This is a genomic window from Vibrio sp. 704, assembly GCF_033339295.1.
The window spans coordinates 79,246-105,086 of the sequence record NZ_JAWOUH010000009.1 but is presented as its reverse complement, the minus strand read 5'-3'; the positions used below and the strand labels follow the sequence as shown (position 1 = coordinate 105,086).

Genomic DNA, 25,841 nt, shown 5'->3' with positions numbered 1-25,841 from the left:
ACTCGATAAGTCTTCACACTATCCAAGCATCGCTCAGCAATGAAAAACGACCGTAACGACGCCTACTTCTGCCCTCTTTTAATGCGATTGATCACTAAGTTAGTGCATTTCATCTAATCGACAACATAGAAAAACCAAAAAACCATTTAAAATCAAATATATAAAAGTTGGCACGTGTTCTGCAATATTATTTATGCAAATGCATGGCAGCGTTTGTGCTTCTCGTTCTTTGTACCTGTTATAACAGGCACGTCCTTTGAATTGGTAATGTCGCCTCCCTCTGGGAGGCATTTTTTTATTGGCGCGAAAAACAATAGGACGTATGATCCCGCCACCTCTATCAAACTGGAATTTTTCAATTGAATCATCATCCTGTTCAAGGTGCGTCCTGGATGCTAACAGCTGGCTTGGCATTCGCCATAGTGAACAGCTTCGCCCAAATTGCTAGCATCAACTTTGGTGTCTCTTCCACCACATTTGCGTTATTCCAATATGCAATCGCCTTGTTTGTTATTCTGCCCTACCTACGTACACTTGGGATTAGGCGTTCTTTAAGAACCCAACACTTTGGCTGGCATGCATTCCGCATTTTTCTCTCTGTTATCGGGATTCAACTTTGGTTATGGGCTCTCGCTTACCCAGTTCCAATTTGGCAAGGCATTGCACTTCTCATGACCTCTCCGTTATTTGCCACAGTTGGTTCTGGCTTGTTACTCAAAGAGAAAGTAGGTACTGCACGCTGGCTCGCTACATTGACGGGGTTTGTTGGTGCCATGATCATTCTTGAGCCTTGGGCAGACTCATTTACATGGGCGACCCTGCTCCCTGTTGGCGCCGCATTTTTCTGGGCAGCGTATTCATTAATGGTTAAAAAAATGTCGGTAAACGATCCGCCTTCAACCATGGTCGTCTATTTGTTACTGCTGATAACGCCATTTAATATCTTGTTAGCGATACCGACGTTTACTATGCCAGATACGTGGACGATATGGGGTGTGCTTTTAGCCGCAGGTGCACTTACAGCACTCGCTCAGTGGGCTATCGTTAAAGCATATGCAGTAGCAGACGCCTCATTTGTGCAACCATTTGATCACGCCAAACTGCCTTTGAATGTTGTTGCTGGTTGGTTGGTGTTTGGTTGGGTGCCACCTGGTCGTTTATGGTTAGGTGCTGCGATTATTATTGCATCTATTGCGTTTATTACGCATTGGGAAGCGAAAAAGACAAAGTTAGTTGAAAGAAAAATCTAATTTAAAAGTTCTATATTTTCAGGAAAGGAAATGAGGAACCCATATGAGTCAACCAATCAAAATTACACTGTATCGCTGGGCTGGTAGTTGGGGCCCATTCAAAGTCAATATTCCTTGTGGTGAATGTACATTAACCAAGGATATTTTAAAGGATACTTTTGAAAACGAACTAGCCGATGTGCCCGTTGAACTTGAAGTAAAAGATTGGTTATCGCACTGGTGGGAACCATTAAAAGCTGGTGCTTGGCATGCACCCATTCTTCTTGTCGAAGGGAAAGTTATCAGTCAAGGAGAAGCATTGAATCGGGGTGTGCTTGTACAGTCTGTTATTGCTGAGTGGGTAAAATGCGATGAGCTAAAAGGCAACATTGTTTATGGTAAAGCAACTTGCCCTTACTGTGTCAAAGCCAAACAATTACTTGACGAGGCTGGCGTTCAGTATGAGTACCATGATGTAGTTAAAGACAGCGCCGCCTTATACCGCATGATTCCTGAAGTAAAAGCCATCATTGGCGAAAAAACACCGGTAACAGTGCCGCAAATCTGGTTAGATGGAAAATATATTGGAGGCGCTGACGATTTAGAAAAGTGGTTATCAGCAAAGGGGCTAGATAAAGTGCCTAACAATGTTGTGGAGATACCAAGCCAATCCGCGTAATTCTAGATTTAAATGTCATCAGTCTTTGAGTAGCGTTTTGCCAATGTTGTGCAATATGTTGGCTACTTACTAACAACAAAACAGAGAAAAGCAAAAAGCCCTGATTTTTCAATCAGGGCTTTTTAAATTATTTCGCCAGTTTTTTAATAACACGAGCAAAAACAGAAGCTTTTTTCTTCTTCGCTTTACCGTAAAGCGCTTTGTGCATCGCGTCTTTTGCAATCATCTGGCCAATATAAGCACCACCAAGTTCGTTACCCATGACCTTCTCCTGAATGTATTGACTTAACTATGTTGTAATTTTACACCACAATTAGATAAAAACAAGACTCCAGTCACATTTATTTTGTAATTAACTTTCAGTTTGATTTTCGTGGATTTCTTGAAATGAGCGTCTATCGCTTAGGTTGTTGGTATGTTTTACCCGCTGCGACGTACGTATCTTTCTGTTTGATTTCAAAGAATGTTTCAAAGAACCACGCAGCAAACTTGATCAAGTGATCGCCTTCATTCATGACGTGCTCTACGTATTCTTGCTCTTCTCCGGACTCATCTTCTTGAGTGGTAATATGGTAAATACGTTTCTCACCATCAACTTCTGCAAGGCCAAACTGACCCGTTAGGGATTGCGCCGCTTGTGCAACTTCTTCCTCCTCACACGCCTTCAAGATTTCAAGTGCCTTTGGCATGCTTTCTTGCTGAGTAATTTCTTTTACCAGTGTTTCAAATTCGTTTTGTTGCATTCTTTCACCTAACGATTAGAGATCGGATAGCCATTGGGCAGAAATGTATTCCAAGCTTGAGAGAAGTATCAAGGTTCGCCCTCTTCCTTTCAAACCAAGTCATTCAGTATACACAACAGGCCAGACTTAATTTAGCTGCGCATTTTAGAAAGCCGACCTTCTGGTTGCAAGTATATTCAGATGGAAGTTTCTGCTTGAACCGTCCCTTCTGGCACTTTACGAAATTGGCTTAGTACAAGAACAAAGCAAGAAAGTAACGCAATAAACAAATAAAACACCCCAAGCTGCTGCTGATTCGTAACCCATGAGTCTACTAAGTACCCACCAAACAAACCTGCTAAACACATTTGAATAGAACCAGATAGCGCAGAAACCGCGCCTGCCTGTTGCTTATGTGGTGAAAGTAGCAAACTGATCGATACCGGGAATGACATTCCTTGAGCAAAACTTAAACACGTGAATGCCGTCAGCAATGAAAATACACTGAAGGGTGTAACCAACAACATGAAGCCAGCAATAGCAACAATCGCGAAACTCATCAGCAAGATTTTCTGAGCTTTGTAACGAGCGTTGATCAAATTCAGCACTAAGCTACCCGTCAGCAAACCAACTGATGGTATGATCATCAAAGAGCCGTAATCTGCCGCCGTTAATCCTAACTCTTGTTGCATTAAAAATGGATACAAGGAGAGCGTAACCAGAGCCGATAAATAACTAAGCCAGTTGTAGCTCGCACTACCAATCACTTGTGTATTCGTTAACAGACGCAAATAGTTCGCGCTTACTTCGCCTACTTTAAATTTTCTCTTCGGATAAGGCAGCGTTTCTGGCAGCACCAATAAACCAAGTGTAAAAATTGCCATTAAGTAAATCAGCACAAACACGAAGACAGCATGCCAACTCAGGTGAAAAGCAATCCAGCCACCAAACAGCGGAGCAATAATTGGCATCACTGAAGCAGTGACTGAAATATAAGATAGCGCTTTGGTTAATTGCATACCGTCATAACTATCACGCAGTACTGACCGACCAAGTACCGAAGCGCTGCCCGCTCCTAGGCCTTGCAGTAACCGTCCCGCTTCAAGGGCAACAATGTTGTCCGAAAACGCGATGCAAATAACCGTACCAACTAGATATACACTTTGCCCCAAAATAAACACCGGCCGACGACCAATCGCATCAGACAATGGGCCGTAAAAAAGCTGAGAGATACCGAAGCCAACGAGAAATAGCGTGACGAGATTCTGAATCGAATGTTGCGGCAAATTCAAGTCATGACCAATCAACGGCAAAGAAGGAAGATAAATACTAACGCCAACTTGGCCTGTGGCAATGATCATCATCGCTAATAACAATGGTGTTTTACGCAAACGTTCCTCCTACTTTGTGACAGATTGATGGCAAACAGTGTATATTTGATACTCAAAGATGATAATCAGCTAAGTTGGAAAGGAATTAATTCCCAAGGAGATACAATGGACTGGATTCAAAGCGTGAAGAGTTATATTCGTGTGGTCGAAGAAGGTAGCTTTAATGCAGCAGCGCGGAAACTCAATACCACCAGCTCAGCTATCAGTAAGCGAGTTCAATGGCTAGAAGATAAAATTGGCGTTCAACTACTCAAACGTACGACCCGCTCAATTAGCCAAACTGAAGCTGGTGCGCTGTTTTATCAACGAGCAAAAAGTCAGCTTGATTCATGGCAATCGGTATTAGATGAAACTCGCTCAGTCAACCAATCACCAGCGGGGCTATTAAAAATTGGCGCGACACTGGCCGTTGGTTCCAAGTTTCTAGTTCATTATCTCGATGATTTTCTTGAGAAATATCCAGACATCACACTTCAATTAACAACAACGCTACCAGGCCAATTGCCAGAGCTAAGCTTAGACCTGTTTATTAGCCGGGAATTAGAGCAACTGAACTCTCTGAGTTTCAAAGCCACTGCGCTTTTCGAACATAAAGCCCAGTTTTACGCTGCGCCTAGTTACCTAAAAAAATATGGAACACCGCAATGCGTTGAGGATCTGACAGAGCATAATGTCCTGATTTGGGGAGAAAAACCCTCACGAGAAATCAAAACAAATCGAGGTAAGCGTATCAGCTTGTCCGGTAACTTTGCCACGACCAACCCAGAAGCGCTGTTTCATGGTGCCAAAAGAGGCATGGGTATTTTGATGACGAACAACGTCATGATCAAAGATGATCTCAAATCCGGCGCGTTAGTCCCTATCCTGCCCGATATCACAGCGGATAAAGCCACTGTATATGCCTACTATCCAAAGCTGGATTATCAGCATACCCGGACTAAGCTATTCCTCGATTATCTCAAATCACGATTAGAAGAGGAGAAGCGCGCCTAGCTTAGCGTTTTTATCGCTATACCTTTAAAAGGTTCAAGCATAAAAACATGAAAATAATGATTTGTTCGTTCACAAAATTTGAAAAATCTGCCTTAGTAACCGATAGTTTATTTGATGCATATCAAATAATAATTCGTCGTGTCTTACACGATATGTTAATAACAACGCTAGGTGAAATGCTCGATGGGTCAGGTACAAATCAGTTTCCACAAAATTGATGAGATATTGAAGCTAAACGGCACGGCTCAGCTAAACCGAGTCACGTTAGATATTCATCAACACTTGCAGAGCCATTGCACTTGCGTTGTAGAAGTTGCGCATCTTCAGCATTCGGCTCATACCATTTCCTTCGCCAGCAATGGAAAAATTACAGACAACCTAAGCTACCACCTTTCAGGCACCCCCTGTGAAAAAGTGGCGAAAGACATTGGCGAACATATTTTCTATCAAGACCAGGTATACAAGCGTTTTCCTGAAGATCAGATGTTTCAAGAAGATGGCATTCAAGCTTACATTGGCCTGCCATTGAAGACACAAAATGGCGAAGTTCTGGGAATTTTACTGTCTACCTTTACCCGAAGCATCCACGCGAAAGAAGCGCAAGATATCCTCGACTTCCAACGATTTTATGCCAATGTCATTATTCATAGCTTACGTGAAAAGTGGGTCAGTGAACGTTCAGATAAGCTTCTTAATCAGCTTAGCTATGAGGTATCGCATGATAACCTAACTGGACTGCTCAACCGTAGCTGTTTAGCTGATACCTTGGAGACATTAACGCAGCAAGCGACTCGTCCATTCAGTTTGGCGTATCTTGATATCGATAATTTCAAATCGATCAATGATATCAACGGAAACTATATCGGCGACCAAATCATTAAGTTCACAGCTAACGCCATTCAACAGAGCTTGTCGTCGCCAAACAATGCGTTCCGTGTTGCAGGAGATGAATTCGCCTTCATCACGTACGACGAAGATCCTGTCGCCGTGTGTCAGGAAGTACTCGACAAAATTGAAAGCGGCTACAGCGACAAATCTAACCGGATTTCTTTCACCGTTAGTATTGGTATTGCACGTGCCCCAGTACATATGTTGAACAGCGATGAGCTGATTTTGAATGCCAGTCTCGCTCTCAAAGATTGTAAAAAACACCGCGATACACGGATTCAGCATTACGACACACACCTTAGTGCGTTATACCACCGTAGGACGCAGCTTATTGAGGCAATGCGAATCCAGCTAAGTACTGATATACAAGACAGCGATGAGTTGTATGTAGTGGTTCAACCGATCGTCGATATCACGAGCGACCGCTGGAATTACTTTGAAATTTTGACTCGTTGGAATAGCAATATCTATGGAAATATCTCTCCAGCGGAGTTCATTGAAGCTGCCGAACAATCAGGCCTGATTATCGAGTTAGGTGAACGGATTATTGAACTCGCGTGTATCGCAAAGCAAGAACTCGAAGCGAACCTAGGCTATAAAGTCAAACTCTCCATCAATTGCTCAGCGTATGAGCTGGTTGATTCCAACCGTTATATTAATCACTTAACCAACATGGTTGAAAAGTATCAGCACGAAGCAAAAGACTTTGTTATAGAGCTCACCGAGACCGTCTTACTCTCACAAAGTGGCCGTGAACAGATGGTACTTAACTCGTTGCGATACTTGGGTTTTAAAGTCGCACTGGATGATTTTGGTACGGGATACTCAAGCTTGAACTATATACACAATTATCCGATTGATAGCATCAAAATCGATGCTACCTTTGTGCAGAACATGCTCTCAAATACAACCTCTGAACAAGTAGTGTTTTTGATAGCGCAATTGGCAGAGCTGCTCGATGTGGATTTGATTGCCGAAGGCGTAGAAGACGATAGAGCACTACAAAAGTTAATTGAAATGGGCTGCCACTACATCCAAGGTTATTTTTACTCTCGTCCACACAGTGTTGAAGAAATCGTACACCTGATAAATGAACGTGAAGTGCGGAGTGCCTAACGTACCGAACATACTGCTGTCATAGAATTCAAATCTAGTTAATGCACAAAGTAAAAGAGACCAAGCTATGCTTAGTCTCTTTTTGTTTTTTGAGCGAAGTACTTTATTACAGCACTGCTTTCTCTTTATCGCGTAATAGTCTATCCATTTCATCTCTGTTCGCGACAAAAGTAGCCATCTCTTTCTTAGGAACAGAACTCGCCATTGGGATATTTGCTCGCATAGCGTTAACTGGACGGCCGTATTCAATCAACTCATAGTGAAGGTGTGGCCCAGTCACTCGACCTGTTTTACCAGAAAGACCGATACGCTGGCCTCGAGAAACCTTTTGCCCTTTCTTCACCAAAATCTTACTTAGGTGTAAGTAACGGGTTTTGTATTTGCTGCCGTGCTCAACAACCACGTAGTTACCCGCATAAGGGTGTTTACGAGTCATGATCACTGTACCATCACCAGTAGAAACGACTGGTGTACCGGTTGGTACAGCAAAGTCAGTGCCGTTGTGCGGCGCAACACGCCCCGTTACTGGATGTAAACGATTAGGGTTGAAGCCAGAACTGATACGCCAACGGCTACTTACAGGGTAACGCTGGAATGCGCGCTGTAAGCTTTCACCTTTGGCATTGTAGAATTGACCATCTGTATGAAGGTAAGCGGTGATCTCGCGGCCGCGATTATAAATCTTAATCGCCTCAATTTCGTTCTTACCTGTTGGTACACCATTGATGCTTTGTGAGCGACGAACAACTTCAAATCGGTCACCTGCACGAAGATCACGTCCAAAGTTAAGTTGTTCTTTGAGTAAGCTTACGACTTGACTCACTTCCGCTGACGTTAAACCTAAACGACTAGCAGAAGAAGAAAAACTGCCTTGAATGACGCCAACTAAAGGTTCTTGGCTCCACACGCCAGGAATGGAAATATCAGTAAAGTCATAGCTACCATCACTATTCAGCTTGTAGACCACTTTATCTGCAATAGAAAATTGCAGTTCCATTTTCGCTAACTCGCCTGTTGCATCATCACGCCAGAAACGGAGCGTATTGCCCGGCTTAAGTGTATCAAGTGCCAAGTAGTTCAAATCCGTTTCCATTACTTTCATTAACGAGCTGTAACCGAAACCGAGCTGACTAAAAATAGTGCTTAGGTTGTCACCTGCTTGGATTTGATATTCGAAGTTCGGGGGAGTGACAACTTCGGCAGTTGTCGCATCAAGAATTTTTTCAACGACCTGAGATTCAGGTAGGTTCAATGCGATGGTTTTGGTTAAAGATGACTCTTTGAGAGAGTGAGAAACACCAATCGCAACTAAAACTGGCAAGGAGTATAACAGCAGCGCTCTACGACTTGTCAGATTCGGCAACCGTCTTGTAATTTCATTTGTAGACACGGGAATTACTATCTCCTTTCAAACAAGGCTCATAGCTTATGCATTCCCGAATAAGAAATCACTAGGAAATTTCGAGATCTAGCGCAGAAAATACTGAATTTTTACAGAACTCAAAAAAAATTCATCACTGTTGCATATGTAAGTTATTCCCTACACGCTGTAATGTGGATGAATTGAATTGATTTGGCGTGTCTGCCATTGCTTGATCGTCACCGTGCGCTAAATATGAAAGCGTGATAGTTGTATCACTTTTCCATTCGAGCTGAGTAAATTTCACGCGGTCACCAACAAAAATACTGTCTAAAAGGACAACTCGGCTCGGCACGGGGTCAAACTTGAACAAGCCAACATAGTTAAACGAACCGCTACCTTGTGTCGTTACAATCATCGGTGCAACAACCCATGAAACACCTTCAATCTCACGCTGGCTAATCGACGCAGTTGGAACAAGTACCTGACCTTTTGTCGCACCTGAATCATAGTCACCGATCAAATAGCCGTTTTCTTTATCCCACTCATCAAGAAAAGTGACCGCACCCTGCTCGGGTACTTGGATCGTCCAAGGGTTACGTGCAGTGATCCCAAGCGTCTCTTGCACAATAACGTTAGTTTCTACTTCTGTTTGAGGAAACTTAGCCATGATCTCGTCATCAGACAAACTAAAACGATAAACACCTGCGATCACAACCACAACTAATAAAACGATTGGAATAAGTAGAATAAGTGGTATCGGCAGGATTTTTTTGTGAGTCATGAAGACTTCCTTGTTTCAAGGTATAAACTAAAAGCGAGTATACCATTGTATACCCAAATGATTTCACCTCTTCAAGTGTTTCAAAATTAAACTAAACTGATTGTATCCAAATAGTTTCAAGTCCAGAGCTCATAACGAGCTAGTGACACAAGCTCTGTGCTCTAGGTCTATTGGTGTATTGGGACAAATAGGTAATCACGATGACAAGAACCATTCATACATGCGAGTGCGCCTGCGGTTTAGTTGAGATCCGTTGTAAGGGAGAGCCCACCCACACGTCTGTCTGCCATTGCTTCGAATGCCAAAAACGAACTGGCAGTGTTTTTGGGGTACAAGCTCGCTTTGAAAAAGAGCACGTCACTTTAAACGGTGAAGTCACTAGCTATACCCGAATTGGCGATGATGGCAGTGAGGTTCAGTATGACTTTTGTCCATCCTGCGGCACGACAATGAGGTTGTTCGTTGCTGCATACCCGGAAATCATGATCATTCCCGTCGGTCTATTTACCGATAAAGAGTTCCACCAACCTACCGTTTCAGTCTATGAACAAATGAAACACGGGTGGGTGAGTTTCGAATGCACAACGGAACACATCTGCTAGCGAGCAATCCGCGTTCACATATTTACTTTGGCTCGGACAAACGACCTATAAGTGAGATTTTTTGAGAATGATCAATCGAGTTTTACTGTAAAGGGTTTCGTAACTCGGTGTGAGCGTTATAATCGGCTCCTAATATTTGGTGGGGGTTTATTGTGATTTCCAGACTTCCTCGTTGGGTGGAATATGGCGCGTTTCTACTAGCTCTTCTCGCGGGCTGCGTCAACGCCGTTGGTCTTCTCGGTTTTCAACACCAAGCGATAACTCATCTTTCGGGAACCGTAACTCAGCTAGGGAACAGCTTGCTAACAGGTGTGGATAGCTCCATTCACCTGCTCTTCATCGTATTTAGCTTTTTGATTGGCGCTGCCTTTAGCGGCTTTTTTATTGAAAGCAGTGCGTTAAAACTAGGGCGAAGATATGGTGTTGCACTGTGCATAGAAGGGAGCTTGCTCTTACTCAGCTTGGGCTTTTTGGTGCAAGGGGATTTGTACGGCCAATATCTAGCATCAGCAGCATGTGGATTACAAAACGCAATGATCACCACGTTTAGCGGCGCAGTAGTCAGAACCACACATATGACCGGAATCATCACCGATCTAGGGATTATGATTGGAGAGAGCTTGAGAGGTCGTCAATTTGACCGACGTAAAGCAAAATTATTCCTATTCATTTTCTTTGGCTTTTTGTTTGGCGGCGTCGCGGGAGCGGCTCTATTTACGGTATATGGTTTATATACGCTGGTTTTCCCAGCAATATTGGCTTTTTCTACAGCTCTGATTTACTGGAGTTACCTATACATACTTAGCCGTCAACAAAAAGCATAAAATTTCGGTCCGATTGAAGCGACATGCTTCAATCGGATTTGGCTCAATAGGTTCACACTGCAACGGTACAAGAAACGCTGAACGGTATTTTGACACCACTAAAAACCTTAAAATAGATAAGGCTAACTGAATTTCTGGCAAAGAAGTTAGTTAGATCAAAATCACATTTGTTTACCATTTTATTATTCCAGTCACAATGCGCCCCATAATTCACTGCGCAATTCACCTCTCGTGCTACAATTTTCTAACACAAGCAACATATTCGCATACACTTAGACGTTATTTGACCAATTACCCGACAAATCGGCTGAATAACTAGATGTATTTAATGAATAGTATTGCAATGGATGCAGTTTGCGGGTACCCTCCGCAAAACTGTGATTAAATACGGATGTTTAGTGAATATTTATGTCATGGAAATGGCAAGTATTGACTAGTAGTAACACGAGACAACTATGCATAACACCACTAATGCTACTGAAGCTCCTAAGGGCAACTTTTGGATGTTTTTCATCCCTTCCCTAATTGGTCTTCTACTCTTTATGGCTCCGATCTCTTACGATGGCGGCCTAACCATTCCCGTTGCAGTGATGGCAAAAGTCATCCCAGCGGTGTTAGGCGATACCTTGATTGCTATCGTCACCACTATCATCGCTTTCATGGCCGTTGCTTCTGTTCTTTGCAAAATTTTTAAGCCAGCTGCAATTTTACGTAATGGTTTTTTAAACGGTCTCTTCAACCCATCTCCACTTTGGCTCGTTGTTCGTTTAATCGGCGGCGCTGCCGTGTTAATGACGTTTTTCCAAGTGGGTCCAAAAGCAATTTGGGAAGAGAACACTGGCGGGCTTGTTCTTACTGGTCTCCTACCTACTCTGTTTGCCGTTTTCATTTTCGCGGGTTTACTGCTTCCGCTTCTTTTGAACTTCGGTCTTCTGGAGCTATTTGGTGCGTTACTCAGTAAAATAATGCGTCCGGTATTCAACCTACCTGGCCGCAGTGCAATTGACTGTATGGCATCTTGGTTAGGCGACGGAAGTGTTGGTATCTTGCTAACCAGCAAGCAATACGAAAATAAGTTCTATACTCAGCGTGAAGCGGCTGTTGTCGGGACCACTTTCTCAGCAGTATCGATCACGTTTAGCCTAGTTGTTATCGCTCAGGTAAAACTAGAGCACTTATTTTTGCCTTTCTACGGCGCTATCTGTCTAGCTGGTATCGTAGCAGCGATTATCATTCCTCGCCTGCCTCCGCTTAGTCTGAAGAAAGATCGCTACATTGACGGCAGCAACCCAGATAAAGACGCAGATGCAGTGCCAGAAGGCCACACCACATTCTCTTGGGGTATGGATCTAGCTCTTAAGCGTGCTGGTCAAGTCACATCGGTTCAGTCTGTATTTAAAGAAGGCGTACACAACGCAGTCGACATGGTATTTGGCGTACTACCTGTAGTTATGGGTCTTGGTACCGTTGCATTGGTGATTGCAGAATACACGCCTGTATTTGCAATTCTGGGTCAACCGTTTATCCCATACCTAGAGCTACTGCAAGTCCCTGAAGCTGTTGCAGCATCACAGACAATCGTTGTTGGCTTTGCGGATATGTTTATTCCAGCAATTTTAGCGGCCTCAATCGATAACGAAATGACACGTTTTGTTATTGCGGCAATGTCAGTAACTCAGCTTATCTACATGTCGGAAGTAGGTGCCCTACTGTTAGGCAGCAAAATTCCAGTAAACATTGTAGAGCTCTTCGTAATCTTCATTTTACGTACGCTAATCACGTTACCTGTGATTGCTGGCGTTGCTCATCTTATTTTCTAAAATCGAGACGTCAATTAACAAAGGCTCCGCATCGTCGGGGCCTTTTTTATACCTAAAACTCCGTCCACATTAGGCTTTTAGTAAAAAGCTCATAATTTACAAAGACAAAACTTAAACAAAACACCTGTCAGCACCAACAAAATTTTCATCACCTCACCTGTAAAACCAGTTGATACCACTGTTTGTTAAGCAATTCTTTTCATTATGACGATTTCATTAATCGAGCTCGCAAACATGATCACACTCACAAGTTTTAACGTAAACTATCGTTTTGTTTAAATTTAGTTAAAAAAGACGACAAATGAGTTCATGTTTTTGACAAAGATGTCGATAAAAATATAACCAAACACAATAGGTTTCTCTTTATGCCCAATTCGCTCGGTTTAAAAGAGGCGAAAGCAAAGTGGAACCAACCGGGAGAATCAGAGGAAAGCTCATGAAATTCAGACATAAGGTTGTCACAGCCTCTTCATTTTTGCTGCTAATTACCGTGTCGTTATTGTCGACACAACAAGTTATGACCATCCGCTCCCAAACTCAGGAGCAAATCGACTCAAGTGTAAACGAGATATTGACCAGTGTTGGTAACACTGTGCAATCAGAAATGAATGCAAAGAAGGATCTCGCTCGCTCCATTACTGAAGTGATTGAGCTTGATCCCAGTTCACATAGCTATGTTCAAAACATACTTGAAAGACCGACGCCAAAAAGCAGCTTCCTTGCCATCGGTTTTGGTTATGAAAGTAATGGCTTTGTGATTGAAAATGACGACGGCTGGGATGCGGGTCCAGACTACGACCCACGTCAGCGTCCTTGGTTTATTGCAGCTAAGAGCAAAGGCGATTTGGTCGTAACCGATCCGTACGTCGATGCGTCTTCGAAAAACGTTATCATCTCTGTTGGTACGCCAGTAAAAGAAAATGGCCAGTTTTTAGCCGGTATGTTTTATGACCTCGAATTAACTACCCTTTCTGATCTGGTCAACCAAGTGAATCTGTTTGATGCTGGTTACTTATTTCTGATCACCGCTGATGGCACAACTATTGCTCACCCTCAAAGTAAGTATAACGGCGAGAAGGTCGGTAGCTACCTCCCGCAAATCGAACTTACGCAATCAGCACAACATGTTGAGATTGATGGCAACCGCTACATGGTTAACCTGACTCACATTCCTGGCGAGAACTGGTACGTAGGTTCGGTGATCGATGAAGCTGTTGCCTATTCTGCCGTAGGAGAGCTTCGTAACAACGCTATTATTTATTCAATCATTGCCGTGATTGCATCTATTATCGCCCTAACTCTGTTGATTCGCACTCTCATGCGTCCTTTGGACACGCTAAACAATGCGATTAAAGATGTAGCATCAGGGAAAGGCGACCTTACACAACGCCTCGAAACAGATACTGACCAAGAGTTTTCTGAGCTTGCCACAAACTTCAATACGTTCATGGAGAACTTACAACAGCAAATCATTGAGTCGAAACGTATTTCTGATCAAATTTTAAACGGAACTCAAATCACCGCTGAGGGCGCAAAAGACTCGGCAGGCGCAATTCACACTCAGCTGCAAGAGCTAGAACAACTTGCTACCGCGATGCATGAGATGTCTGTCACCGCGACAGAGGTTGCTAATAATGCGCAAGGTGCGGCAAGTGCAGCTAAAGAAGCCGACCAAGCAACGGTTGAGGGGTCTTCTATCGTTGGTGAATCGACACAAACGATAAACATGCTTTCCGATAGCATTGACCTTGCAGTCGAAGAAGTACAAGTGTTGGAATCTGCTACCGCCAATATCGAAACGATTCTAAAAGTCATCAACGATATTGCGGACCAAACAAACTTACTCGCGTTGAATGCCGCAATCGAGGCTGCACGTGCGGGAGAATCTGGCCGAGGATTCGCCGTTGTTGCAGATGAAGTACGTACACTGGCACAACGTACTCAAGAGTCGACAACAGAGATTCGTACTATGATTGAGCAACTACAATCTGGCGCTTCATCTGTGGCAAATGCCATGCATCAAAGCAAAGGTAGTGCTATAGAGGCCGTTGAAAAAGCGGGTTTAGCAAATAGTGCGTTACAACGCATTCGTGACGCGATTCAGCGTATTTCCGATATGAACTTGCAAATTGCCTCAGCAGCGGAAGAGCAAAGCCTCGTCGCTGAAGAGATCAACAACAATACGGTGAATATTAAAGACCTATCGACTCAAGTCGCCGAATCGGCAAATCGAACCAACGACGCGATGCAGGCGCAACAAGAAGATGTACATAAACAAGATCAAATCTTAAATAGATTTACTGTCTAACACCCATTTAAGCAAAAACAGCGAGCACCGGCTCGCTGTTTTTGTTTTTAACCCTCTACCCTAGTATTGGTCGATGTTACATGTGCCATGTTGGTGCTATTAAGCTCAACATTACAAGAACGCCGACTATGTGTCCTTTCAAGTTTAATTGAGCTCGACATGGATATAGCGATCATTAGAACGACGATAATAGCGGTCGTCCACTTTTAGATAAGTGAAATCTCCAATCTTTATGTAGGTACTATTCCGAGGAATTCGGTCATGGTAATAGTAACTGCGCCTTGGTCGTCGGTTCTCAACATAAATAACGTCACGATGTTTGTGTTTATGCTTGTGCTTGCGCTTGTGTTTATGATGGTGGTGATGCGCATGATGGTGATCGTACCCGTACCGATGTCCATGCTTATGCTTCGGGTCAGCCACCGCTTCTGTACTCAACACACCTAAAGACAACATAACGCCAACCATGGCAAAAGATAATTGCTTTGACACAACAGAGCCTCTTATTCATATCAACATTGATATAATAGGAGGGTGAATCACTGTACATGTCAGCCTTTCGCTAAGGAGTTTTACTAAAAAGTCAGCGCTAACCGTGATTATCAGAGAAACGTCAAACATCACAAATGCTGATGACTTTGAGTGGCCTGGGTTCGGCTATGAATACAAAAAAGCCGCCCGTTTGAATACGAGCGGCTCAGTTTTTAAATAAGCTAGCGTGGTTTTATACTGCTTGGGCAAACAGCAAGAAACAGCCGAATAGGAAGATCATGCTCATTCCCATTGCGCCGCCACCAGCTTCATAAATATTGTCATCTTCTACCGGCACTCGGCGCACTTTCATGGTCATTGATAATGGGACAAAGACCGCGAGAAACACAAGAATAATCCCCGCGTAGCTGAGAATAGCTAGGAAGTGTTCTGGCGCAAATACAGCACCTAATAGTGGTAGCACAAAAGTAGTAACAAAAATCACTGGCTTACTTGCTTTCAGTAGGTCTGCATTTTGATCGTATAGCGCCATTGCAACACCTAAGAACGACGTTAGTAGTGCCAAACCAGTAAACATGGATAGGATGAACTCTAAGCCCTCGTATTGCTGACCTAGTACCGAGATCAACTCTGTTACGTTGGAGTATTGAACAAGCTCATGAGGTGGTAGATTGCCGACAACCGCTAACAACCATAATAGGTAACAAACAAGCGGAATAGTTGAGCCCACGATAATCATATTACGCAGCTGTGTTTTACTCGCTTCTTTGTTGTAAGTTACAAGCGATGGGATCACGACCATAAAACCGAAACTGGTGAAAAGCACCGAACTGGTTTTGATAAGTGCCATTTTATCGTCGCTCACAACCTCATCAAGTCCTTCAAACGAGACGCTTGGTGCAAGCGCAAAAAGTGTCAGGATCAGCGCTACGATCATGCCTAGGAACAAACCGCGATTCAGCTTATCTACTACCCCTGTACCTGCCGAAACAATGATACCAACTAAAAGAGTAAAACCGACTTGGCTTGAGATCGTAGATGTTGGAAGCCCAAATGAGGCTGTTACTTTTTGTACGAGATCACCCGCACCAATGATGTAAGCCATTAATAGACAAACTAACAGGGCGTAAAGCAAGCTGTTGGTTACCAACTGGCCTCCTTTACCAAGCGTTTCGCGAGCAATTGCATTCATGCTCACACCACCACCTACTTTACAACTGGCTTCAAGAAGGAGCAGCGCAGCATAAGTCGTTCCAGCCCAGATGAACAACATAAGAAGAGTGCCCCAAAGGAGGCCAAATTGAGCAAGCACCATTGGTATAGCAAGCATACCAGCGCCAAGAGCAGTACCTGCAACGATCAGGGAGCTGCCGACAAGTTTTAGGTTCACGGTTAATACCTCTAAATTCAATCCGTTAATTTCCCACCAGTTGTGCTTTATCTAAAGCACACAACAAAACGCTCCGACTTAGTCAAAATTTGGTTACAAGAGCACTATGTTACAAGAGCCCTGTATGGCTAAGAAAACACGCAACAAAAGGTGGTTAATCATTTGCACATGAACACTTGAGAGTCGTTTTTGGCGATGTCATCGTTGATGAAATGTGCGCAACTTTGGGTTCGAAGCAAAATTGTTCATCTTAATTCATCAACCCCATTCGTTATGAATGGATTTGGTTCGAAAAGATTGTAAGGCATAAGCAGGACGATTGAAAAGCAAAAGGTCAATCTTATAGCGATATATTTTAACAACTCTTATCTTTTACCTAAGATGTGTTGTTTTTTTCGTCACTAATTAGTCTTTTATCGCTTAAAGAGAAGGAAGAACGTGCTCAATGGCTCAATTTGGCTGGGTGTACAGATTAATTTACAGTTTAAGTGAAGGTGTTAGATTCCAAGGACGTAGCCTAGATCGGACAATATCGCTATTATTCGCTGCGTACCGACACTGTTCGGTTCACATACCTCTAAACACTGATTTACGGTTCGAAAATATAGGTAAATGAGTGTCCGAATGCTGGGTGTGGTTCCCCAGCATTTGCATCCTTTCTTTTAGATGTCATCAATTGATCGAAATTGCGTAAATCTTGTATCGCCCGACTTTACGACTGTGTTAATACGCTTTATCTAGCGCGCCAATGATATAAGTTAACACTGGAATACCCATATCGGCGACCTGCTTCTCAGTCTCACTCATGTTTTCATGCGCCATCCGCAGCTCTACTTCACTTATCGATTCTTTGTGAAGGTAAAGCTCTTTGTAGTTCATCAATCGCTGTTGTGACTGTTGAATCAGTGTCACAACATTCTCTTTAGTCTCACGATGTTGCTGATCAATTTCACTAAATAAATGATCTAAAATGCGTTGCATTTTGCGAATAGAAGCTTTCGTTTCTATTGATTTGTATGATTGATACTTTTCCATTGAGTTAATAACTGACTAAAATATTTACGTTTTTATAAGACAGTTATTTTTATACTGATTGCAAAGCAGGTAAATATGTGGTGGTTAAACTGGTCCACTTCTTGCTCCGTTTAGGTCAAAACTGTCCTTTCAGGAGAGCACATGCAGGTAGACCCTATAATTCAAGCACTGATCGCAAGACGAAAATCGAATGGCCTCTCCCGTGAGCAAATGGCAAACATCGCTGGAATGAGCGTAAAAACATATCAAAGGATCGAGCGCGGAGAGTCCGATCTTAAACTCTCACAATATCGTGCCATATTGCGTTCGCTTCATTTGACTGACCTAGATATTGCCTTAGATGTACGTGATGTTCAGCATGTCACAGCAAATGACTTAACGGCCGTGGCGCGATTGCTCTCACCGGAAGCTCAGTCCCTGCTCGTTCGCCTATTATCGTTAGTCCTTGAACAAAAGAACAAGAAAGGTGATTAACGACATTGCTCATACCCAAACGATGAATGCCCTGTTGAGCGTTGAAACATGAATCGTTTAGACAAAAATAAAACTCGTCAAATGACGAGTTTTATTCTTTATATCAGTCCGTTACTCTAGGCTTTTCAATTCCGATGTATCAACGCCTTTTATTGCATCTTTCGCCACTTTATCAGGATCAAAGACATCACGTTCTTCATATGAATTATCAATCATGCCTTGTCCTATCGCGGTTGCCTGCTTTTGTAACTTGTTACCCTCCACCTCACCAGCATCCCAGCCTTGCCGATAATCTGAGTCGGTTTGATATCTTGTTTCGTCCTTAATATAGTGTTCAAAATCATTCCCTGCCTCTTGCATACCACTATGCCGACCGTCATGAAAGCCTTGGATATAAGCTTCATCATAACCGCTCTCTTTTAACGCGCTGTCACTCGTACCACAGCCTGAGAGGAGAACAAAAAATAGCGAAACGAATACCTTATGAAACATATTTAGGCCTCAAAGCTTTCAAATAAATTAATCATAGTTCGCGATTTCAACTTCTGCTTACTTCAGGCTATTAGATAGCATTGTGACTCGACGAAGCCTGTGAACTTGAGTCCCTACAGTGAGTACAAAGCTGGACAAAGCATCACACCTACTGATAAACGTTATACTCAACGCGCGTTTAATACTTCCATCGCAAGTGCTTCATCATCTTGCTCAGCCAAACCGCTAATGCCAATTGCACCGACGATTTTCCCCTCTTGTTCTATAGGCACACCACCCATAAAGCCTGTGATCTTCGGGTCAGTCCAATAACTCAACTGCTTACCCGTCTCACGAGCCCAAGCACCCAGATTGCCGCTAGGCTGACGGTCTCTAGCCGAGGTGTAAGCTTTGTTCTGTGCCAACAAACCTGCTTGTACGCTCACATCATCCATTCGGGCAAAACCGAGCAATTCACCATGCGTATCAACCACGGCAATCGCAATGTTTTGCTTGCGAACAGCAGCAATTTCCAATGCCGTTTGAATCAGAGTTTGAACTTGTACGTATTTCATTTTTCTCTCCTAAGGGATCTCATGACCAAGAGTTTTCTCGAACAATCCATACCAATGGCTGCGTGATAGCGTGACGTTCTCTACTTGAGCACAAGCGCGAATACGCTGTGGGTTTGCAGTACCAATAACAGGCTGAATTTGGTTTGGGTGACGCGTCAGGAAGGCTAAAACAATCGCCTCAGACGACACGCCATATTCAGCTGCTAGCGCCATCACCATCTCCGCCGTCTGTCTGGTGTTGTGATCATCAGAATGTAAGCCACGCTCTGAGAATCTTCCTTGCGCCATACTGCCCCACGCTTGCAGTTGGATATTGTGCTTACGGGCATGTTCCAATGTTCCCGCAACGTAGTCAGATGCCGACGAAGGAAGCCCCATACCTTGCTTGAAGAAGTCAGACTTAGCCAGACTCATTTCCAACTGGTTCGCCACAACAACTTCGCCCGTTGCTTGTTGAAGAAGATCAATTTGAGCACTGTTCATGTTAGAAACACCGAAGTGGTTAACTTTGCCAGCTTGTTTCAGTGCTTGGAGCGCTGTGCCCAGTTCTTCAAATTCAACCAGAGGATCAGGACGATGCAGCATCAAAACATCAAGGTTTTCCACGCCAAGGCGCTCAAGAATGCCCTCAACAGAAGCCGTCACCCATTTGGCAGAGAAGTCATACTGCTTAACACCTTGCTCATCTCCTAGACGGATGCCGCACTTGGATTGCAGATAAATTCGCTCTCGTAAGGTTGAGTCATTGGCTAAGATGCACCCAAACACTTCTTCTGCCTTACCGAATTTGTAGATATCCGCATGATCAAAGAGATTGATGCCAACCTCTAATGCTGCCTCTACAGCGGCATAAGCTTGGTTTTCATCTTGGGCGGTTAATGGGTTGCGATTCCACTCCCCTCCAAGTCCCATACAGCCGAAGACCAAGCGGCTAACGTTAGGTAAGGTTTTGGCGAGCGGTAGTGTTGGATTGTTCATCGTTATTCTCACTTTTCCGATTTCTGCATCTTCAATTTCTTAAGTTAACTCGAACCATCTTACCGTTCGTAAAAATTAGTTTAATACCGTAAAATCGAATTCATTATCCTCACTACCGAACAATTAAAGCGAGCAATCAAGATGGCAGATTATAAGAGAATCGAAAAACTGATGCTGTTTGCCGAAGTGGCTCAAACACTCAATTTTTCTAGAGCAGCGGAGCAACTTGGCATTTCTAAAAGTTACCTGTCGGAACAAATCAAACGATTGGAATCGGAACTCGCCACGCCTTTGATTGTTCGAACCACACGCAGCGTGAGATTGACGGCAGAAGGTGAATCGATCTTTGCACAAGCGGAAGATCTCAAACGCCGCGTAATGGAAATGGAAAAGAGTTTAAGTCAGCAATCTGAGCAAGTAGACGGTCTGATTCGTCTTACTGCTCCCAAGATGTTTGCCGAAGCGGTGCTGCATGATTTGTGTGTGGCGTTTCGCGCTTTACATCCAAACGTAGAGTTCGAGATTCTTTCTAGCTATCAAGCGTTTAATCTGACAGAAACCAGCGTTGATTTTGCGTTTCGAGCGACAAGAACGCCGCCCGAGAATATGATTGCGCATCACCTTTTGGACTACCACCACTGGCTGGTTGCCTCTCCTCAGTATCTGCAAGAAGAAGGTACGCCAGAGACGTTAGCAGATTTAAAACAGCATCAATGCTTAACCACATTGCATCAAAAAGAGTGGCCGTTAAAAACGGGAACAGTTCAAACCCAAGGTTGGCTTTCAAGCAATGAAAACCGCTTACTCAAAGAATCAGCCCTGTCTGGTAATGGCATTGCTCGGTTAGCAAGTTACTTTGTCGAACAAGACGTTGAACATGGTCGTCTAATGCAGGTTTTATCGGAAGAAACCGACCACCAGCACAACGCGGTTTACTTGGTGTATCCGCAGCTCATCTATCAATCGGCGAAAACCAGAGCCTTCATTGAATTTGTGAAGCAGCACTTTGCTCAATAACTAAAGCAGTTAATCCGCCGACCACACCGAGCGAATATCTGGCCAACCCCAGTTAGTAAGAGCGACGTCTTCTAAAACGCCTTGGAAACGCAAAGTTTGTGTATGGTGGAACATGGGTGCAATCCAGTATTCGCTGATCAACGTCGATGCAATTGGCTCCAATGCATTAAGGTAGTCCTCAAGTGGAACGAAAGATCTGACTCTCTGTAGTTGTTCATCTAACCATTGTGCGTTCTTCTCTCCCAAAGTGTGGAATAGCACAGCGTTGCTGAAGAAGTTCGTGAACGCTGAGGCATGACGATTATCATCTAGGTTTATGTTCGTTACGACCATTGTCTCATTTAGCTCACCGTTCTTAGCCTTCTCGTTCAGCTCACGGTAGGAATACATAACAATTTCTACTTTACTGCCAACACTCACCAAACGATTAGAAATAGCCCGCGCACAGCGACGCAACGCGGTATAGTTATATCCTGCTATCGTAATGTGTTTAGGTAACTTAAGCGGCTCACTGAACGGACGGAGCACTGGCTTCCAACCTGGTAGCAGGTTATGAGCGGGTATACTCCCAAATACAATATTCTCGCGGCGCATCACTTCGGCCAAGAGCTCAGGTTGAATTAGCTCACTAATATAACGGCGCTGCGCTAAAGAGAGTTTGTGCTTAGCGTGCTGATTAAATAAGGCGAATAAGCAACCATCTTCTATTCGACTACGCTTGCTCGCCGATGAGTTTTCTCGGTTTTGCGTCGACATATAGTGTCCACACAAATCCTCCTCGGGCGAAGTATCCCTTTGCAACGTATTTGCTGCCAATGACGGGTTCTCCATTTGCTCGTCATCAACAATCCAGATAGTCACCAAATCCGTTAGAACTCTACATGCATAGTAACCATTAAATGCTTGCAGTTTTAAACGACTTTCATTGTGCTCGACAACAGAGAATGGGCCACTTCCGACCACCAGCTTGTTATTCGCTACGTTAACTTGGCTTACTGGTTGAATGCCGTATTTCACACCAGAAATAAGTCCAGCAAAGCCCAAGTCAGCTCGATTAAGCTTAAAAACAACCTTCAATGGCGTTGGCGCAGTAATGTTAGCAACATGTGCCAACTCTTTTTCGTAATACTGTAGTGAACTCAACTTTGCAAACAAGCTAACCACTGTTTCTGCATCAATGGAATTACCATTATGAAAAGTCAGACCTGGACGAAGGTAGAAAGTCCATTCGTAGGTGTCTTCGTCATAACGCCAGTGATGTGCGAGTTCTGGTTGCACTTTCCCATTGTGATCACTCGAAACTAAGCAACAATAGATTTGCCTTAATAAGAAACGTTCGCTGCTACGCTGAAGTTGATGTGGAACGACGCGCTCAAACATTCGCTTATAGGTTAATTGAATATTGAGCTGTCCTTCTTGAACAGAAGCACCAGACGTTGTTTTTAACAAACGGCCAAATGCCATTTCGTCTTCATCTAATATCGCCAGTGCTTTTTCATACTTGCCTAACTTGATACGTTCAAGAGCCAAGCTCTCTTTTAAAACGTCTAACTCCATATTCAGAATAAGAGTCGATCGTTGGTTCCGCCCAGCTTTCGGGTGCCAGCTCAACCACGCCTTCTGCTGCATCTGCGTTAGCAAGCTACGAGCATGCCGAGAAGAAGTGAACATGATGTCGGCAATGTCCTGTAACGTGGTTTTTGTTTCATCACCAACGCTAAACGAGAGTAATCGTTGGTAATAGCGAAACAAATTGAGATCAGACACTGAATCAACCTTAGATCTGTGAAGTTTGTGGATAGGAATAGTTTACTTAAGTTGGCGGTAATAAAATAAGAAAACCTCCTAATTATCTGTTCCCCTTTTCCACAATTAACCTCCAAATTCGGCTTTAAAGCCCCATATATTTACGTTATTAGGAAAAAAGCCAACAAAAGCACTCTCTTTTTTATATCCCCTTTTATACACATAATTTACTCGTCAGCTAAAGGAGGAAGAAATGAAGAAGCCAATGATGGCGTACTTTTTTCAGCAACGCCTAGCTCAATCGAGTAATAAAATAGAAGTGATGACTCTGGTTTATCTTAACGATATGTTCCAGTGGTCATAGCCTAACCTCAAGCAGAACTTAGCTCCTGATACTACACCCCCACTTCGTTGTATCTTAAGTTCTGCTTTTTCATCTTTTGCACTCTACTACCTTATTGCAGGTTACTAAAAGTTAACTAGTTGAAACACCGCAAAACAGAGTCTACATTGAAGTCTCATCCCCCAATCGCTTTGTTGAGAAAGGGGCATTCATGGATATACACCACCAATTCGGGAGTCAATATGGCAACTTCAGTGAAACTTAAAGCGGGCGACAGCTTCCCTCATCTTCAAGCCACTTTGCTAGATGGTTCAAGCGTAACGTTGGGTCAGCCGCAAGGTGATGCGACTTGGCAAGCAGTATTCGTTTATCGTGGTAAACACTGCCCTCTTTGTACTAAGTACCTCAACGAGCTTGAGAGTTACAAACAGGCTTTCGCTGATGCTGGCGTCGATATTCTTGCCGTTTCTGGCGACTCAAAAGCACAGCTAGAGGGGCATCTAGAGAAACTCGAAATCAGCTTCTCTATCGCTTACGGCCTGACCGAAGAACAAATGAAAACGCTAGGCTTGTATGTATCTATTCCTCGATCTGAACAGGAAACCGATCATAATTTCGCAGAACCAGGTCTGTTTGTGGTGAATGAACACGGCGACTTACACGTGGTGGATATTTCAAACAACCCGTTTGTTCGCCCTGAGCTTGGCGCGCTATCACGCGGATTGGCATGGATTCGCGATCCAAACAATAACTACCCTATCCGTGGCACATTGGATTACTAATATCTTCTACACCCAAGTAAACTTTCTATCCTTAAATAAGCTAGGATTCTTGCCTTAGTGAGAATAACTTGGAATGCATATCAGATCCGTGAGATCTGATATGTATCAACAAGTTGGAAATAGAGTCCTTGTTCATTATACAACGTCTTGATGAAAAACAAGATCAGTGAAGTCCAGGCTCCCCTCAAACGACGTTAAGTATTTACTTCTAAGTCACTTTCACGATAAATACATGAAATTAAGACTAAAAACTTAGACTTAACGGATACATAAATCATAACGGTACCTACACAAGTAGTTGGCTAGCGATTATTATCCTATTGCAACTCACAATTGTGCAATTCTAATAATTCATACCATAAATGAAAACATAGATACCGTAAGAGACAAAATAAAAGCAAACGATTAAATTATCAATAAAACACCGTTCAATTAAAAATAAAAATTTTCACTTTATATAAATATAATTAATCGTTATTTGCAATCACACATCTTAATTGAGAAATACAGTATGAATAAAATCTCTTTGCTTTATATGGCCGTTTGTATCGGATTAGTTGGATGCGGTTCAGGAGGAAGCGACAACGATCCAGCAAAAGATATACATCCCACCATTTCAAATCCGGAACAAGTCAACGCAATGACGGTGGACAAAGGTCATTTCTATTGTTCTGTAAACCAACAAAAACTGGAACACGGAGGGACATCTGCAACCTTGTCCTACCTGATTGAAAAGAAAAGAAATTCTACGGTTGTCGACGATTATGAATGTACCGAATACGGTTTAAAGAAAGGTGAGTCAATTATCGTCACTAAAAGTGCAATTGAAAACTTTTCATACTCAAAACATTATAAAAGCACGAAGAAGAATGACATTAATGGGTTTAAAATCATCTACCCTACAGGGCTTACGACTCCGATTAATAAAGATTATGAAAAAATTACGATCACGTATAATACGGAGAGACCTGACGTTAACATTAAGATAATTCAATATTTTGACGAAAAGTCTAAATTATATACCATCAAAAAATATGAAAGCCACGTTAACGACAACTCACCAATAGGTTTAGTTGAGAAAGAGGAATTCGATAAATATTCCGATTTTGAAAAGAAACTGGAATTAAATAGTGCTTTTTTAAATTCAACTGAAGTGAGTGATTTATTCTACAACTTACTAAGTATGATAAAATAATAACTAGAAATCAAAAACTTAAAAAGTACGATTATGCTCAAGTAGCCTCGATATGCCTGACTCGAAAGAGTACGTTGTTTTACGAAACAAATTACGATTTGAATGAAGCACATCTAAGTTACTTGGGTATAAACGGCGATGTATTGTTAATCAGCTTTCAAAAGAGAGTAACGTTTGCGATTAACTACTTTGGTCTTAACGAAGCTCAATTTGATGCTTTTCAGACCAAATTCGCAAATCATCAAGAATCTTAAGTGCGGTACGGCCGAACTCTGTTAGTTCATAGCTTACGGCAATTGGGCGGTCGCTGATCACTTTGCGCACCACCATACCTTCCGCTTCTAGCTCTTTCAGGCGTTGGTCGATCATCTTTTTACTTGCACCGCCTAGCATGCGTGCTAAGTCATTGAAACGAACTGGGCCGTCTTTCAAATGATAAATCAGAGAACCTTTCCATTTACCACCAATTAGACGCATCCCTTTCTCGATAGCACATGGCTCCGCACATACGTTCACCACTGACTTACGACCTTTGCTATCTACACTGATTCTGCTTTCCACAATACACCTCAAGATACGCACCTAATCTAGGTAACGAAAAGTAAGCTAGATACATTTAGTGCTTTA

Annotated in this window: 25 protein-coding genes; 12 read left to right on the top strand and 13 right to left on the bottom strand. The window is 43.0% G+C overall.

Annotated features, from left to right (window positions below):
• Window positions 1-392 precede the first annotated feature (392 nt).
• Both R7R24_RS14105 and R7R24_RS14100 read left to right on the top strand, forming a co-directional pair.
• A complete protein-coding gene (locus R7R24_RS14105) occupies window positions 393-1,250 on the top strand; it encodes a DMT family transporter (protein ID WP_005375542.1) in 858 nt (285 codons plus the stop codon).
• A gap of 43 nt (window positions 1,251-1,293) precedes the next feature.
• Window positions 1,294-1,908, top strand: coding sequence for a glutaredoxin domain-containing protein (locus R7R24_RS14100; RefSeq protein ID WP_206946995.1), 615 nt, complete (start codon window positions 1,294-1,296; stop codon window positions 1,906-1,908).
• Window positions 1,909-2,035: 127 nt separating this feature from the next.
• Here the strand turns inward: R7R24_RS14100 and R7R24_RS14095 are convergent, their stop codons facing one another.
• The 3 genes from R7R24_RS14095 to R7R24_RS14085 all read right to left on the bottom strand — a co-directional run bounded on the left by R7R24_RS14095 (window position 2,036) and on the right by R7R24_RS14085 (window position 4,021).
• Window positions 2,036-2,170, bottom strand: coding sequence for a hypothetical protein (locus R7R24_RS14095; protein ID WP_017635854.1), 135 nt, complete (start codon window positions 2,168-2,170; stop codon window positions 2,036-2,038).
• A gap of 133 nt (window positions 2,171-2,303) precedes the next feature.
• The gene (locus R7R24_RS14090) at window positions 2,304-2,651 is read right to left on the bottom strand and encodes a hypothetical protein (RefSeq protein WP_005375501.1); all 348 of its coding nucleotides are present in this window, start codon (window positions 2,649-2,651) and stop codon (window positions 2,304-2,306) included.
• A gap of 176 nt (window positions 2,652-2,827) precedes the next feature.
• Window positions 2,828-4,021, bottom strand: a complete 1,194-nt coding sequence (locus tag R7R24_RS14085) for a multidrug effflux MFS transporter (RefSeq protein WP_054578689.1) — start codon at window positions 4,019-4,021, stop codon at window positions 2,828-2,830.
• 105 nt (window positions 4,022-4,126) lie between these two features.
• Between R7R24_RS14085 and R7R24_RS14080 the strand changes: the two genes are divergently transcribed.
• The gene (locus R7R24_RS14080) at window positions 4,127-5,014 is read left to right on the top strand and encodes a LysR family transcriptional regulator (protein ID WP_017635852.1); all 888 of its coding nucleotides are present in this window, start codon (window positions 4,127-4,129) and stop codon (window positions 5,012-5,014) included.
• A gap of 183 nt (window positions 5,015-5,197) precedes the next feature.
• Complete coding sequence (locus R7R24_RS14075; RefSeq protein ID WP_318119523.1) at window positions 5,198-7,018, top strand: putative bifunctional diguanylate cyclase/phosphodiesterase; 1,821 nt, start codon at window positions 5,198-5,200, stop codon at window positions 7,016-7,018.
• A 106-nt stretch (window positions 7,019-7,124) separates the two neighbouring features.
• Here the strand turns inward: R7R24_RS14075 and R7R24_RS14070 are convergent, their stop codons facing one another.
• Window positions 7,125-8,408: a peptidoglycan DD-metalloendopeptidase family protein gene (locus R7R24_RS14070; RefSeq protein ID WP_025768471.1), complete on the bottom strand. Its 1,284-nt coding sequence runs from the start codon at window positions 8,406-8,408 to the stop codon at window positions 7,125-7,127.
• A 124-nt stretch (window positions 8,409-8,532) separates the two neighbouring features.
• The gene (locus tag R7R24_RS14065) at window positions 8,533-9,162 is read right to left on the bottom strand and encodes a hypothetical protein (RefSeq protein WP_053350494.1); all 630 of its coding nucleotides are present in this window, start codon (window positions 9,160-9,162) and stop codon (window positions 8,533-8,535) included.
• A 200-nt stretch (window positions 9,163-9,362) separates the two neighbouring features.
• On the opposite strand from R7R24_RS14065, the gene R7R24_RS14060 reads away from it, so the two are divergent.
• The 4 genes from R7R24_RS14060 (at window position 9,363) to R7R24_RS14045 (ending at window position 14,716) form a co-directional block, all read left to right on the top strand.
• On the top strand, window positions 9,363-9,764 hold the full coding sequence (locus R7R24_RS14060) for a GFA family protein (RefSeq protein ID WP_104980828.1): 402 nt from the start codon (window positions 9,363-9,365) through the stop codon (window positions 9,762-9,764).
• Window positions 9,765-9,916: 152 nt separating this feature from the next.
• Window positions 9,917-10,588: a YoaK family protein gene (locus tag R7R24_RS14055; protein WP_005375484.1), complete on the top strand. Its 672-nt coding sequence runs from the start codon at window positions 9,917-9,919 to the stop codon at window positions 10,586-10,588.
• A gap of 455 nt (window positions 10,589-11,043) precedes the next feature.
• Window positions 11,044-12,408: a YjiH family protein gene (locus tag R7R24_RS14050; RefSeq protein ID WP_005375481.1), complete on the top strand. Its 1,365-nt coding sequence runs from the start codon at window positions 11,044-11,046 to the stop codon at window positions 12,406-12,408.
• Window positions 12,409-12,844: 436 nt separating this feature from the next.
• Complete coding sequence (locus R7R24_RS14045; protein WP_025768473.1) at window positions 12,845-14,716, top strand: methyl-accepting chemotaxis protein; 1,872 nt, start codon at window positions 12,845-12,847, stop codon at window positions 14,714-14,716.
• A 144-nt stretch (window positions 14,717-14,860) separates the two neighbouring features.
• Here the strand turns inward: R7R24_RS14045 and R7R24_RS14040 are convergent, their stop codons facing one another.
• The 3 genes from R7R24_RS14040 to R7R24_RS14030 form a co-directional block, all read right to left on the bottom strand.
• Complete coding sequence (locus tag R7R24_RS14040) at window positions 14,861-15,208, bottom strand: hypothetical protein (protein WP_206946993.1); 348 nt, start codon at window positions 15,206-15,208, stop codon at window positions 14,861-14,863.
• Between the two features lie 232 nt (window positions 15,209-15,440).
• Window positions 15,441-16,598 carry an amino acid permease gene (locus R7R24_RS14035; protein WP_053303777.1) on the bottom strand — a complete coding sequence of 386 codons (1,158 nt, stop codon included), beginning with the start codon at window positions 16,596-16,598 and terminating at the stop codon, window positions 15,441-15,443.
• A 723-nt stretch (window positions 16,599-17,321) separates the two neighbouring features.
• Window positions 17,322-17,633, bottom strand: coding sequence for a hypothetical protein (locus tag R7R24_RS14030; RefSeq protein WP_005375472.1), 312 nt, complete (start codon window positions 17,631-17,633; stop codon window positions 17,322-17,324).
• A gap of 141 nt (window positions 17,634-17,774) precedes the next feature.
• Here R7R24_RS14030 and R7R24_RS14025 point away from each other — a divergent pair, with 141 nt between their 5' ends.
• Window positions 17,775-18,107 carry a helix-turn-helix transcriptional regulator gene (locus tag R7R24_RS14025; RefSeq protein WP_031780945.1) on the top strand — a complete coding sequence of 111 codons (333 nt, stop codon included), beginning with the start codon at window positions 17,775-17,777 and terminating at the stop codon, window positions 18,105-18,107.
• Between the two features lie 111 nt (window positions 18,108-18,218).
• Here the strand turns inward: R7R24_RS14025 and R7R24_RS14020 are convergent, their stop codons facing one another.
• The 3 genes from R7R24_RS14020 to R7R24_RS14010 form a co-directional block, all read right to left on the bottom strand.
• Window positions 18,219-18,599, bottom strand: a complete 381-nt coding sequence (locus R7R24_RS14020) for a hypothetical protein (protein WP_005375467.1) — start codon at window positions 18,597-18,599, stop codon at window positions 18,219-18,221.
• Between the two features lie 167 nt (window positions 18,600-18,766).
• Window positions 18,767-19,153 carry a GlcG/HbpS family heme-binding protein gene (locus tag R7R24_RS14015; protein ID WP_054577104.1) on the bottom strand — a complete coding sequence of 129 codons (387 nt, stop codon included), beginning with the start codon at window positions 19,151-19,153 and terminating at the stop codon, window positions 18,767-18,769.
• Window positions 19,154-19,162: 9 nt separating this feature from the next.
• On the bottom strand, window positions 19,163-20,131 hold the full coding sequence (locus tag R7R24_RS14010; RefSeq protein WP_054577103.1) for an aldo/keto reductase: 969 nt from the start codon (window positions 20,129-20,131) through the stop codon (window positions 19,163-19,165).
• Between the two features lie 141 nt (window positions 20,132-20,272).
• On the opposite strand from R7R24_RS14010, the gene R7R24_RS14005 reads away from it, so the two are divergent.
• Window positions 20,273-21,148: a LysR family transcriptional regulator gene (locus R7R24_RS14005; protein WP_138939623.1), complete on the top strand. Its 876-nt coding sequence runs from the start codon at window positions 20,273-20,275 to the stop codon at window positions 21,146-21,148.
• 9 nt (window positions 21,149-21,157) lie between these two features.
• On the opposite strand, the gene R7R24_RS14000 is transcribed toward R7R24_RS14005, so the two are convergent.
• A complete protein-coding gene (locus tag R7R24_RS14000) occupies window positions 21,158-22,915 on the bottom strand; it encodes an SgrR family transcriptional regulator (RefSeq protein ID WP_154203956.1) in 1,758 nt (585 codons plus the stop codon).
• Window positions 22,916-23,479: 564 nt separating this feature from the next.
• Between R7R24_RS14000 and R7R24_RS13995 the strand changes: the two genes are divergently transcribed.
• Together R7R24_RS13995 and R7R24_RS13990 are read left to right on the top strand one after the other, a co-directional pair.
• Window positions 23,480-24,019 carry a redoxin domain-containing protein gene (locus R7R24_RS13995; RefSeq protein ID WP_104980833.1) on the top strand — a complete coding sequence of 180 codons (540 nt, stop codon included), beginning with the start codon at window positions 23,480-23,482 and terminating at the stop codon, window positions 24,017-24,019.
• A gap of 511 nt (window positions 24,020-24,530) precedes the next feature.
• Window positions 24,531-25,214 (top strand): hypothetical protein, encoded by a 684-nt coding sequence (locus tag R7R24_RS13990; protein WP_054865852.1) that lies wholly within the window; start codon window positions 24,531-24,533, stop codon window positions 25,212-25,214.
• Between the two features lie 195 nt (window positions 25,215-25,409).
• Here the strand turns inward: R7R24_RS13990 and R7R24_RS13985 are convergent, their stop codons facing one another.
• Entirely contained in the window at window positions 25,410-25,775 is a 366-nt protein-coding gene (locus R7R24_RS13985) for a winged helix-turn-helix transcriptional regulator (RefSeq protein WP_054865851.1), read from the bottom strand.
• Between the last annotated feature and the right edge of the window lie 66 nt (window positions 25,776-25,841).

Excerpts from the sequence above, each read along its gene's own strand:
- R7R24_RS14050 (WP_005375481.1), top strand. The coding sequence starts at position 11,044 with ATGCATAACACCACTAATGCTACTGAAGCTCCTAAGGGCAACTTTTGG.
- R7R24_RS14065 (WP_053350494.1), bottom strand. The coding sequence starts at position 9,162 with ATGACTCACAAAAAAATCCTGCCGATACCACTTATTCTACTTATTCCA.
- R7R24_RS14075 (WP_318119523.1), top strand. The coding sequence starts at position 5,198 with ATGGGTCAGGTACAAATCAGTTTCCACAAAATTGATGAGATATTGAAG.
- R7R24_RS14030 (WP_005375472.1), bottom strand. The coding sequence starts at position 17,633 with ATGGAAAAGTATCAATCATACAAATCAATAGAAACGAAAGCTTCTATT.
- R7R24_RS14010 (WP_054577103.1), bottom strand. The coding sequence starts at position 20,131 with ATGAACAATCCAACACTACCGCTCGCCAAAACCTTACCTAACGTTAGC.
- R7R24_RS14090 (WP_005375501.1), bottom strand. The coding sequence starts at position 2,651 with ATGCAACAAAACGAATTTGAAACACTGGTAAAAGAAATTACTCAGCAA.
- R7R24_RS14095 (WP_017635854.1), bottom strand. The coding sequence starts at position 2,170 with ATGGGTAACGAACTTGGTGGTGCTTATATTGGCCAGATGATTGCAAAA.
- R7R24_RS14005 (WP_138939623.1), top strand. The coding sequence starts at position 20,273 with ATGGCAGATTATAAGAGAATCGAAAAACTGATGCTGTTTGCCGAAGTG.
- R7R24_RS14060 (WP_104980828.1), top strand. The coding sequence starts at position 9,363 with ATGACAAGAACCATTCATACATGCGAGTGCGCCTGCGGTTTAGTTGAG.
- R7R24_RS13995 (WP_104980833.1), top strand. The coding sequence starts at position 23,480 with ATGGCAACTTCAGTGAAACTTAAAGCGGGCGACAGCTTCCCTCATCTT.
- R7R24_RS14020 (WP_005375467.1), bottom strand. The coding sequence starts at position 18,599 with ATGTTTCATAAGGTATTCGTTTCGCTATTTTTTGTTCTCCTCTCAGGC.
- R7R24_RS14015 (WP_054577104.1), bottom strand. The coding sequence starts at position 19,153 with ATGAAATACGTACAAGTTCAAACTCTGATTCAAACGGCATTGGAAATT.
- R7R24_RS14105 (WP_005375542.1), top strand. The coding sequence starts at position 393 with ATGCTAACAGCTGGCTTGGCATTCGCCATAGTGAACAGCTTCGCCCAA.
- R7R24_RS14045 (WP_025768473.1), top strand. The coding sequence starts at position 12,845 with ATGAAATTCAGACATAAGGTTGTCACAGCCTCTTCATTTTTGCTGCTA.
- R7R24_RS14025 (WP_031780945.1), top strand. The coding sequence starts at position 17,775 with ATGCAGGTAGACCCTATAATTCAAGCACTGATCGCAAGACGAAAATCG.
- R7R24_RS13990 (WP_054865852.1), top strand. The coding sequence starts at position 24,531 with ATGAATAAAATCTCTTTGCTTTATATGGCCGTTTGTATCGGATTAGTT.
- R7R24_RS14100 (WP_206946995.1), top strand. The coding sequence starts at position 1,294 with ATGAGTCAACCAATCAAAATTACACTGTATCGCTGGGCTGGTAGTTGG.
- R7R24_RS14080 (WP_017635852.1), top strand. The coding sequence starts at position 4,127 with ATGGACTGGATTCAAAGCGTGAAGAGTTATATTCGTGTGGTCGAAGAA.